Origin of the sequence: Enterococcus rivorum (assembly GCF_001742285.1) — a bacterium.
GTDB lineage: Bacteria > Bacillota > Bacilli > Lactobacillales > Enterococcaceae > Enterococcus_L > Enterococcus_L rivorum.
This window is the reverse complement of record NZ_MIEK01000012.1, coordinates 28,419-40,420: the sequence shown is the minus strand read 5'-3', so window position 1 is coordinate 40,420 and position 12,002 is coordinate 28,419. Positions and strand designations below refer to the sequence as shown.

The following is a 12,002-nucleotide window of genomic DNA, read 5'->3' as shown; positions in this document are numbered from 1 at the left end:
CTTTTACGTATAATGGTGAATGCAATGGAACTCAACCATTCTCTTCATTTATTATTGAAAAGCCATATTCTGAGATATGATTTTTTAGATAGCGCAAATACTCTTGAGCCATTGTCGAAAGGACTACCTTTGAAGGACTAATCCAACCAATCGTCATTCTCTCCTCTACTTTGAGAGGGATCGCAATTATGTTTTCATCGTTTAGCTCTGTACTAATTACTCCAGAGCTAATAGTATAGCCATTCAATCCAATTAAAAAATTAAAAATTGTCGCACGATCACTGACACGAATATTTTTTTTCAAATAGCGTGTACTTAAAATTTCTTCTGAGAAATAAAAAGAATTATTTTGCCCTTGTTCAAATGATAAGTACGGATAATCCTCTAAATCTTCCAAAGTGACAAATGGTTTTCCAACAAGAGGATTTGTTTTACTAACAAAAACATGGGGACGAGCAATAAAAAGGGGGTGGAAAATGAGCTCTTTTTCTTTTAATAATTTTTGAAGTACTTTTTCATTGAAATCGTTTAAAAAGAGAATACCAATCTCACTTTGAAAGGTGCTGACATCTTCAATAATCTGATTCGTTTGCGTTTCTCTGAAGGTAAATTCATATTCATTTTTTTCATAGGAACGGATTAATTCCACAAATGCATGAACTGCAAAGGCATAGTGTTGGGCCGAAACTGAAAATAAACGACGCCTTGTTTCTTTATTTTTGTATCGAACTTCCATTAAATCTACTTGTTCTAGAACTTGGCGAGCGTAAGCTAGAAATTCTGACCCATCATTTGTTAAAGCAACCCCTTTTTGGCTTCTTTTAAAAATTTGAATCCCCATTTCTTCTTCTAATTCTTTTATCGCATTTGACAAGCTGGGCTGCGTAATATATAGATGTTTCGCGGCTTCGTTAATGGAACCAAACGCTACAATTTTTACTAAATATTCTAGCTGCTTTATTCTCATGGTTTCCCCCAGTGATCTTTTCAACCAGTATAAGGCAAAGAGGGGGAGCCTGACAAGCAAAGAAAAATAAGGCGTTACAGCTAAAAACATTAGAACCTATGGAACATCAGTAATAACTCTCTCCATTCATTCTCTAATGGAAAAGTTGACAGCTTTACAATTTGTGAAAAGCTTAGTTCGTTAATGGGTTCAAAATTAATTACACAAATATCTACTGCTGCTTTTTCCAGTAAGAGATCATCAAGTGTATGATTGAAATGAAAAAATACCTCCATTTCTTTTGAGACGGTTCTAAGTGCTTGAACTTTGTTATTATTATATTTGTAAAATAAATTAAAATTAGGTCAAAATACGGCAATGGTTATGAGTCGAAAAAAGTTTAGTATCCTGATAAACTATGAAAGAAGGATTTTAAGTCAGTAAGAAATGGAGGCTTTTTTGTGAATAAAATTATCTTAGTAGGGAATGGTGATGTAGGATCCAGCTACAGTTTTGCACTGGTTGCTCAGGGAATTGGCACTGAAATTGGCATTATTGATTTAAATCAACAAAAAGTTTCTGGAGATATCAAAGATTTAGCTCATGGACTTGCTTATGTTGCACCTAAAAGTATCTATTCCGCAAGTTATCAAGATTGTTCTGACGCTGATTTAGTAGTGATTACAGCAGGAGCAGCTCAAATAACAGGTGAAACAAGGTTGGAATTGCTGAATCGTAACGCCAGAATTATGAAAACTATCGTGACTGAAATTGTTGAGAGTGGATTCCAAGGGATTTTCCTTATAGCCAGCAATCCAGTAGATGTTTTAACTCAGTATGTGAAAGAATTGACTGGTTTTCCAGCGAATAAAGTGATTGGCTCAGGAACTTCTCTAGACACCGCTAGATTAAGAAATACGATAGGTGAAAGAATAAAAGTAGATCCGAGAGACGTGAATATTTTTGTTTTAGGAGAACATGGAGATACTCAATTTCCGGTCTGGTCTCATGGGAATATCGGAGGGTTAAGTATCGAAGAGTGGTTGGACAAGCATCCCGATTTAAGTCGTAATGACTTAGATGAAATAGCCAAAGAAGTTAGAGAAGCTGCCTACACAATTATTGAAGCGAAAGGGTCCACCCACTATGGAATTGCGATTTCACTTGCTCGAATCACCAAAGCTATATTAAATGACGAAAATGCAGTGTTGCCAGTGTCGGTTCATTTAACTGGAGAGTATGGAGCATCAGATATTTGTATCAGTTCTACAGCTGTGATTAACAAAAATGGGATCAAAGAAATTATCGAGATTCCACTAAACGAAGAAGAAATGAAAAAAATGAGCACATCTATTGAGGCGTTGAAAAAAATGATCGTATGATAACCGATCAAAAAATGGCGAAGTCTAATAAAAATATATTTTATGAAAAAGCGACTAATTTACATAGTGGCTTTTTCATCTTTTCTAAAGAATTTTATCCAATTTTTTGCTATAATAGATAAGATTGAAAAAGAGAGAGGACGTTGTCAATGTCACAGAAAAACGCCCTGATCCAAGGAATGAATCCTAGACAGGCAGAAGCGGTTTTACATACAGAAGGCCCATTACTAGTCATGGCAGGGGCCGGCAGTGGAAAGACAAGAGTACTAACTCATCGCATTGCCTACTTAATTGAAGAAAAAGATGTGAATCCTTGGAATATTTTAGCGATTACCTTTACCAATAAAGCTGCCAAGGAAATGAAAGAACGTGTCAACAATTTGCTAGCAGTGGGAGGAGAAGCGGTTTGGGTTTCCACTTTTCACTCCATGTGTGTACGGATTTTAAGAAGAGATGTAGATCAAATTGGTTACAACAGTAATTTTACCATTATCGATCCTTCCGAGCAGAAAACATTGATGAAACGAATTCTAAACGAACTAAATTTCGATATAAAAAAATATGATCCTCGTTCGATTTTAGGCACCATCAGCAATGCAAAAAATGAACTACAAACGCCTGAAAAAATGGCAGAACTACAAGGAACACCTTATGAAGATGTAGCAGCAAAGTGTTATGCTGCGTATCAAAAAGAATTGCGAAAAAATCAGGCGATGGACTTCGATGATTTGATTATGAACACCATTCGTTTATTTAATGATCATCCAGATACATTGGCTTACTATCAAAACAAATTTCATTACATTCATGTAGACGAATACCAAGATACAAACCACGCGCAATACACGTTGGTCAACATGTTAGCGGAGCGCTTCAAAAATCTTTGTGTTGTTGGAGATGCCGATCAAAGTATCTATGGTTGGCGTGGAGCAAATATGCAAAATATTTTAGATTTTGAAAAGGATTATCCAGATGCCTCTGTGATTTTACTAGAACAAAATTACCGTTCCACAAAAAATATTTTATCAGCTGCTAATAACGTCATTAAAAACAATCGTAATCGTCGAGACAAGCAACTTTGGACAGAAAATATAGATGGGGAAAAAATTGTTTATTATCGTGGCGATACAGAACGGGATGAAACCCAATATATCGTTGGACAGATTCAAAAAGAAATCCGTGAAAACGAACGAATTTATGGGGACTTTGCGGTCTTGTATCGCACGAATGCGCAATCTCGTGTCATGGAGGAAATGCTTTTAAAATCAAATATTCCTTATACGATGGTTGGTGGACACAAATTCTACGATCGTAAGGAAATTAAAGATATTTTGGCTTATTTAAATGTCATTTCAAATCCGAGTGATTCGATTAGTTTGGAACGGATTGTTAATGAACCAAAGCGTGGTATTGGTAAAAGCTCCGTTGAAAAATTAAGAAGCTTTGCCAATATGCATGAGTGGTCATTACTAGAAGCGGCTCAAAATATTGAATTAGCGAATATTACTGGAAAAGCAGGGAAAGAGTTAGGCAATTTTGGTTTTATGATTCAAGATTTAAACCAAATGATTCCCTACTTGTCCATTACCGAATTAGTCAAAGAAGTGCTTGATCGTAGTGGTTATCGCGATGAATTAAAACGACAAGACAATTTGGAATCACAAGCGCGGTTAGAAAACTTAGATGAATTTTTAACAGTCACACAAGAATTTGATAAACGGTTTGCCCAACAAAATGAAGATGATGCCGATGCGCCAGAAGAAAAATTGGCGATTTTCTTAAACGATTTGGCTCTTGTTTCTGATTTAGATAGCTTTGAAGAAAGCTCTTCGCAAGTTACTTTAATGACGTTACATGCAGCAAAAGGCTTGGAATTTCCAGTTGTCTTTCTAATTGGTTTAGAAGAAGGAGTTTTCCCGCTATCACGAGCGATGTTGGAAGAAAGTGAATTAGAGGAAGAACGAAGATTAGCCTACGTAGGCATTACCAGAGCCGAACAAACATTGTATATAACCAATGCTTTTTCAAGAACGTTATATGGAAAAACACAATTTAATCGTCCGAGTCGTTTTTTAGACGAAATTGATGATGAATTATTAGAAATGCAAGGTCGACAAACATCTTCTCAAACACAAGCACCAGCTCGAACTTTCGACCCGAAAGTATTTAAACAACCTGCTTATTCTCAGCCGACGAAACAATCGGTCTCAGATAAAGTGGCCAGTGGTGGGGAATCGCTAGAATGGCAAGCAGGAGATAAAGTGAAACATAAAGCTTGGGGTACGGGAACGGTTGTCAGAGTAGGTGGAAGTGCCAAAGATTTAGAATTGGACGTGGCGTTTCCAGAAAAAGGAATCAAACGTTTGTTAGCAGCATTTGCTCCGATTGAAAAAATATAGGAGGGGTAGAGCATGTCAGAAAAACTACTTACATTAGAGGAAGCAACAGAGCGTTCAAAAGAATTAAGACAACAACTAAATCAATATGCTTTTGAATATTACGATGAAGATAATCCAACCGTAGAAGATTATATTTATGATCGTCTTTACACAGAGTTGGTTCAAATTGAGACAACCTATCCAGAGTTAATTACTTTTGATTCACCGACACAACGAGTGGGTGGAAAAGTGTTAAAAGGGTTTGAAAAAGTAACCCATTCAGTTCAAATGTACAGCTTAAACGATGCTTTTAGTAAAGAAGATCTTCTAGATTTTGATGAAAGAGTCCAAAAATTAGCTGGAAAACCTGTTAGCTATTGCTGCGAATTAAAGATTGATGGTTTAGCAATTTCATTAAAGTACGAAAATGGACGCTTCGTTCAAGGAGCAACCCGTGGTGACGGGAACGTTGGCGAAAATATTACCGAAAATTTGAAAACAGTTAAATCAATTCCAATGGTGTTAAAAGAGCCAATCTCTGTTGAAGTTCGAGGCGAATGCTACATGTCTAAGCAAGCTTTTGCACAATTGAACCAAGAGCGGGAAGAAGCAGGACAGGATGTTTTTGCGAATCCTCGAAATGCAGCAGCAGGTAGTTTACGCCAGTTAGATACGAAAATTGCTTCCAGTCGACAATTGAACACTTTTCTATACACCGTGGCTGATTTTGGTCCAATGAAAGCAGAAACACAATTTGATGCATTAAATGAATTATCTGCACTGGGCTTTAGAAGTAACCCAAAAAAGAAATTATGCGAAACTATTGAAGAAGTCTGGGCATATATTGAAGAATTTCATGAAAAACGTAGTGAACTAGCTTATGAGATTGATGGAATTGTGATTAAGGTAAATGATTTTGATATTCAAGATGAACTAGGTTTCACCGTAAAAGCACCACGATGGGCGATTGCTTATAAATTTCCACCAGAAGAAGCGAAAACAATCGTGGAAGAAATTGAATGGACGATTGGACGAACGGGTGTAGTGACTCCGACAGCTGTAATGTCTCCAGTGAGAATTGCAGGCTCAACGGTTAGTCGCGCGAGTCTTCATAATCCAGACTTCATTGCGATGAAAGACATTCGTTTAAATGATACCGTCATTATATATAAAGCAGGGGATATCATTCCAGAAGTTTCACAAGTATTGCAGGAAAAAAGAGTTGAAACGAGTGTTCCTTACCAAATTCCAACCCATTGTCCAGTTTGTAACAGCGAACTAGTTCATTTGGACGAAGAAGTTGCCCTGCGCTGTATCAATCCAAAATGTCCAGCTCAGATAAAAGAGGGCTTGAATCATTTTGTTTCTAGAAATGCTATGAATATTGATGGCTTAGGTCCAAGAGTTTTAGAACAGATGTATGATAAACAACTTGTGACAGATGTAGCCGACTTATATTTTTTAACAGAAGAGCAGCTGATGACATTAGAGAAAATCAAAGAAAAAGCAGCTAATAATATTTATACAGCAATTGCAGCTAGTAAAGATAATTCAGTTGAACGATTGATTTTTGGTTTAGGAATACGCCATGTAGGAGCTAAAGCAGCTAAAGTAGTAGCGGAACATTTTGGTGATTTACGGACAATTAGCAAAGCCTCAAAAGAGGAAGTCGTTGCTCTTGATTCTATGGGTGAGATTATTGCGGACAGTCTAGTCACTTATTTCCAAAACGAAGAGGTTCATGAGCTTCTTGATGAGCTGGAAAAAGCAGGAGTCAACTTTGAATATAAAGGGATTCGTAAAGAACAATTAGCAGAGGTTGAGTCACCTTTTAAAGAGAAGACAGTTGTTTTAACAGGGAAATTAACACACTATACCCGTGAAGAAGCCAAAGAAAAAATTGAAAGCTTGGGTGGAAAAGTGACTGGAAGTGTTTCTAAAAAAACAGATATCGTTGTTGCTGGAGAAGAAGCCGGTAGTAAATTGACGAAAGCACAAAGCTTAGGCATTGAAGTTTGGGATGAGCAGCAGATGGTAACCGCTCTTGATAATAGCTATATCCAAGACGATTCAGAGTAAAAAGGAGAAAAGAATTATTTTTCTTCAAGATGTTTTAATCACCGTAGCAATTTTATGATAAAATAGGAGAAAAGCTGTTTTTATATGAAAAATTGCTTAATAATTGATAATAAATGACACATTCAGTTAGTACAAATTACTGATACTGAAAAAGTGAGTCTTTAAAAATGGAAAGAAAGAAGGGTCTGTATGGCAATAAGTGAAGAACAAGCAAAACATGTAGCCAAGTTGTCTAAGCTGTCTTTTTCTCAAGATGAGTTAAAAGATTTTACAAACCAATTAGGCAAGATTATTGATATGGTTGAATTATTAGAAGAGGTGGATACAGAGGGTGTACCATTTACTTCAAACGTAGTAGAAACAATCAATGTTATGAGAGAAGACATTGCTATTTCTGACACAAAACACTCAGATTTAATGAGAAACGTACCTGAATCAGAAGATGGCTATATCAAAGTGCCAGCAATTATTGACAATGGGGAGGCTGGTGCATAATGACAAAATTATACGATAAATCCTTAACGGAATTACACAATTTACTAGTATCAAAAGAAATCACTGCAACAGACTTAACGAAAGCAACTTTAGATAGAATTAAAGAAACCGAAGGCGAAGTTGAGTCATTTATTACAATTAGTGATGAAAAAGCTTTAGAATTGGCAAAAGGAATTGACCTTAAAGGGATAACTGAATCAAGTCCCCTTGCAGGAATTCCCATTGCAATCAAAGATAATATCGTAACGAAAGATATTTTGACCACTGCGGCATCAAAAATGTTATATAATTTTAATCCAATTTATGATGCAACTGTAATGGATAAAGTCTATCAAGCGGATATGATTCCTGTTGGAAAATTAAACATGGACGAGTTCGCTATGGGTGGAAGTACTGAAACATCATACTTTAAGAAAACTAAAAATGCTTGGGATCAAACGAAAGTTCCAGGGGGCTCTTCTGGTGGTTCCGCCGCAGCCGTTGCGGCAGGTCAAGTACCGCTTTCTTTAGGAAGTGATACAGGCGGGAGTATTCGCCAGCCAGCAGCTTTTAATGGAATCGTGGGAATGAAACCTACTTATGGTCGTGTATCTCGCTTTGGTTTAATTGCTTTTTCTTCAAGTATGGATCAAATCGGTCCGTTGACTAGAAATGTTCAAGACAACGCCTTAGCATTAAATGCCATTAGCGGTTTTGATGCAAAAGATGGTACTTCTTCTGGCATGTCAGTCCCTGATTTTACAGCTGGCTTAACAGGTGACATCAAAGGAATGAAAATTGCTTTGCCAAAAGAATATCTTGGGGAGGGTGTAGACGCTGGCGTTCGTGAAGCAATTCTGAAAGCAGCTGAAACCTTCAAATCTTTAGGTGCTACAGTAGAAGAAGTAAGTTTACCGCATTCAAAATACGGGGTAGCTGTCTATTATATTATCGCATCATCAGAAGCAAGTTCTAACTTACAACGCTTTGACGGTATCCGTTATGGTTATCGCTCAGAAAATGTTGAAACTTTGGAAGATGTTTATGTGAATTCTCGTTCGGAAGGATTTGGAGTAGAAGTAAAACGTCGTATTATGCTAGGAACTTTCTCATTAAGTGCTGGATATTATGATGCTTACTTCAAAAAAGCTGGCCAAGTTAGAACCCTAATCAAACGTGATTTCGATCAAGTGTTTGCGGATTATGACTTAATCATTGGTCCATCTTCTCCAACGGTTGCTTTTGGACTAGGAGAAAATATTAATGACCCAATTACTATGTACATGAGTGATATCTTAACAATTCCAGTCAATTTAGCTGGATTGCCAGGGATGTCTATCCCAGCAGGTTTCTCTGAAGGATTACCTGTAGGTTTACAAATTATTGGAAAACATTTTGATGAAAATACAATGTATAAAGCAGCGTATGCTTTTGAACAAGCAACAGATTTCCATACGAAAAAACCACTGATTTTAGGGGGGAATGACTAATGAATTTTGAAACTGTCATTGGATTAGAAGTACACGTAGAATTAAAAACTAACTCTAAAATCTTCTCATCTGCACCTGCACACTTTGGTGCGGAACCAAACAGCAACACGAACGTTGTTGACTGGAGTTTCCCAGGTGTTTTACCTGTTATGAACAAACAAGCGATTGAATTTGGGATGAAAGCAGCCCTTGCTCTAAACTGCCAAATTTCACAAGAAACACATTTTGACCGTAAAAATTATTTTTACCCAGATAATCCCAAAGCGTATCAAATTTCACAATTCGATCAACCAATCGGACATGACGGCTGGATTGATATTGAAGTCGAAGGCGAGACCAAACGAATTCGGATTGAACGTGTTCATTTAGAAGAAGATGCTGGAAAAAACATTCACGGAAATGGTGGCTATTCTTTTGTTGACCTAAACCGTCAAGGAACACCGTTAATTGAAATTGTATCAGAAGCAGATATGCGTTCACCAGAAGAAGCCTATGCTTATTTAGAAGCACTACGTTCAATTATCTTATTTACAGGTGTTTCTGATGTGAAAATGGAAGAAGGATCAATGCGTTGTGATGCCAATGTTTCTTTAAGACCTTATGGACAAGAAGAATTTGGAACAAAAGCAGAGATTAAGAACTTGAACTCTATGATGTTCGTCAAAAAAGGCTTAGCTTTTGAAGAAAAACGTCAAGCAAAAGTATTATTATCTGGTGGCGAAATCCAACAAGAGACACGCCGCTTCGATGATTCCACTAACAAAACGTTATTAATGCGTGTAAAAGAAGGGTCAAGCGATTATCGTTATTTCCCAGAACCAGATGTACCACGTTTCGTGATTGATGATGAATGGGTTGAAAAGGTTCGTCATAGCTTACCAGAGATGCCAGCTTCTCGTCGTGCTCGTTATATTAACGAACTAGGGTTACCAGAATATGATGCAATGGTTCTAACAATTACAAAAGAAATGTCTGATTTCTTTGAAGCAACTCTTGCAGAAGGTGCAGATGCAAAACAAGCTTCTAACTGGTTGATGGGTGAAGTTTCAGCATACTTGAATAGTGAAAAATTAGAATTATTGGAAACTAAATTAACACCAGCTAATTTAGCTGGCATGATTCAGTTAATTGCAGATGGAACAATCAGTTCTAAAATTGCGAAGAAAGTATTTAAAGAATTAATAGAAAATGGTGGCGACGCGAAGCAAGTCGTGGAAGCTAAAGGTTTCGTTCAATTATCTGATCCAGCTCAATTACTACCAATGATTAATGAAATACTAGATAATAATCAACAATCTGTGGATGATTTTAAAAACGGAAAAGATCGTGCAGTGGGCTTCTTAGTAGGACAAATCATGAAAGCAACTAAAGGACAAGCAAATCCAGGGATTGTGAACAAGTTGTTGCAAGAAGAGTTAGCAAAACGATAGAAAGTAGCGGATGTATATATGAAAAAAGCAAGAGTCATTTATAATCCAACTTCAGGAAAAGAACTTGTCAAAAAAAATCTTGCGGATATTCTTTCGGTATTAGAAGAGTGTGGCTATGAAGCTAGTGCTTTTGCGACAACTCCAGCAGAAAATTCTGCAAAAAATGAAGCACAACGTGTAGCAGAACTAGGATTCGAACTAATTGTTGCAGCTGGTGGAGATGGAACGATTAATGAAGTCGTCAACGGCATTGCCCCGTTAGAAAATCGTCCTAAAATGGCGATTATTCCAGCCGGAACCACCAATGATTATGCTCGAGCGTTGAAAATACCAAGAGATGATATCGTGAAAGCAGCAAATGTTATTAAGAAAAATCAAACAGTGAAGATGGATATCGGGAAAGCTGGCTCAAATTATTTTATCAATATTGCAGCTGGTGGCCATTTAACTGAATTAACCTATGAAGTCCCTTCAGAGTTGAAAAGTATCTTTGGTTATTTAGCTTATCTAGCTAAAGGAGCAGAATTATTACCACGAGTAAAACCAATCAAAATGAGAATGACCTATGATGAAGGTGTCTATGAAGGCGGAGCTTCTATGTTCTTTTTAGGATTAACCAATTCTGTAGGTGGTTTTGAACAAATTGCACCTGATGCCAAATTAGATGATGGCAAATTTTCATTGATTATCGTTAAAACAGCGAATGTTTTTGAAATCTTGCATCTCGCAGCTTTAATGCTTAATGGCGGTAAGCATGTAGAGGATTCACGTTTAATTTATACTAAAACTAGTTACCTCTATGCGGAAACTTTAGAAGAGAATAATCGTATGATGATTAATTTGGATGGTGAGTATGGTGGTGACGCGCCGATGGAGTTTACCAACTTTCACCAACATATTGAAATGTTTGCTAATGCTGATGCGATACCATCGAATGCAATTATGGGCTCGATATTAGGCGAATATGCTGAAGAGGACGACGAAGATGAATATACCACTGCCAGTAAAGAATTCGTCAAGGAAGTTGAAAAACTGACAGATGAAGATATTGATGGCGATGGCACAATCGCAGGGCAAGAGAAGTAAAATGGAAAGTAATAGAAGAACTAGAAGTAAATAGTGCTTATTGAAGAACAATTGTAAAATAGTAAAAAATGAACAGTGCTTGGAGCAAAAGAAGAGGCAGCTAGCACGGAAGCAGCTCGGAAAAGACCCCCGATCTCATTCCTAATTGGAGTCAAACGAGCTATAAAAACTGGTAACATAGCTCGTAATTCCCCAATTGCTTTAGAAGCTGCTTGTTCTTGTCTTCCTAGCAAACTTCATTAACTGACTCATAAATCAATAAAAAAAGCTGTACATTCATTTCATTAAATATTCTAAATGAGTACCATTATATCAAGAATCGTAATTTATTTAGTAGGTAGCAAATATGATTGTTATCTCACTTTTTATACTTTAGAGACTTACAATAAGACTAATGAGATAAGCTGTTTTTTTCTTATCCTAATCTGTGATTGATTAGTTTTATTGAATTGTTGTTACGCTATAATTTAAATGTGTTATCTTGCTATGAAAATATACTAATAAGTATCGCTCAAGGAAAGTACAGTGCGAACAAGCTTAGATATGAAGCAATGATTCTTATAATAAATATGAAGCTGACCATCAACAAACTAACTGTTAGATGTTTTTTTTATCTAAAAAAACAGAAGAAGATAAAGCTCAGAGGTTAGGGGAGATAGGAAAGCAGATAAGTACCTTTTAAGAAATATGATATAATGAAGCGTAAGTAAAGATAGGTCTTTGAAACTTTAAAAATT

8 protein-coding genes are annotated in these 12,002 nt (G+C 36.6%); 7 read left to right on the top strand and 1 reads right to left on the bottom strand.

What is annotated here, in order from left to right; translation table 11 throughout:
• Nucleotides 1-31: 31 nt before the first annotated feature.
• Nucleotides 32-967, bottom strand: a complete 936-nt coding sequence (locus tag BCR26_RS05205; RefSeq protein WP_069697918.1) for a LysR family transcriptional regulator — start codon at nucleotides 965-967, stop codon at nucleotides 32-34.
• Between the two features lie 440 nt (nucleotides 968-1,407).
• On the opposite strand from BCR26_RS05205, the gene BCR26_RS05200 reads away from it, so the two are divergent.
• The 7 genes from BCR26_RS05200 (at nucleotide 1,408) to BCR26_RS05170 (ending at nucleotide 11,265) form a co-directional block, all read left to right on the top strand.
• Nucleotides 1,408-2,328, top strand: a complete 921-nt coding sequence (locus BCR26_RS05200) for an L-lactate dehydrogenase (protein WP_069697917.1) — start codon at nucleotides 1,408-1,410, stop codon at nucleotides 2,326-2,328.
• Between the two features lie 149 nt (nucleotides 2,329-2,477).
• The gene (gene pcrA / locus BCR26_RS05195) at nucleotides 2,478-4,727 is read left to right on the top strand and encodes a DNA helicase PcrA (RefSeq protein ID WP_069697916.1); all 2,250 of its coding nucleotides are present in this window, start codon (nucleotides 2,478-2,480) and stop codon (nucleotides 4,725-4,727) included.
• Between the two features lie 12 nt (nucleotides 4,728-4,739).
• Nucleotides 4,740-6,785, top strand: coding sequence for an NAD-dependent DNA ligase LigA (gene ligA, locus BCR26_RS05190; RefSeq protein WP_069697915.1), 2,046 nt, complete (start codon nucleotides 4,740-4,742; stop codon nucleotides 6,783-6,785).
• A 189-nt stretch (nucleotides 6,786-6,974) separates the two neighbouring features.
• Complete coding sequence (gatC, locus tag BCR26_RS05185; RefSeq protein WP_069697914.1) at nucleotides 6,975-7,280, top strand: Asp-tRNA(Asn)/Glu-tRNA(Gln) amidotransferase subunit GatC; 306 nt, start codon at nucleotides 6,975-6,977, stop codon at nucleotides 7,278-7,280.
• The gene (gene gatA / locus BCR26_RS05180) at nucleotides 7,280-8,749 is read left to right on the top strand and encodes an Asp-tRNA(Asn)/Glu-tRNA(Gln) amidotransferase subunit GatA (RefSeq protein ID WP_069697913.1); all 1,470 of its coding nucleotides are present in this window, start codon (nucleotides 7,280-7,282) and stop codon (nucleotides 8,747-8,749) included. Before gatC ends, gatA begins: the two co-directional genes overlap by 1 nt.
• The gene (gatB, locus tag BCR26_RS05175) at nucleotides 8,749-10,179 is read left to right on the top strand and encodes an Asp-tRNA(Asn)/Glu-tRNA(Gln) amidotransferase subunit GatB (protein WP_069697912.1); all 1,431 of its coding nucleotides are present in this window, start codon (nucleotides 8,749-8,751) and stop codon (nucleotides 10,177-10,179) included. Before gatA ends, gatB begins: the two co-directional genes overlap by 1 nt.
• A gap of 18 nt (nucleotides 10,180-10,197) precedes the next feature.
• The gene (locus BCR26_RS05170) at nucleotides 10,198-11,265 is read left to right on the top strand and encodes a diacylglycerol kinase (protein ID WP_069697911.1); all 1,068 of its coding nucleotides are present in this window, start codon (nucleotides 10,198-10,200) and stop codon (nucleotides 11,263-11,265) included.
• Nucleotides 11,266-12,002: the final 737 nt, after the last annotated feature.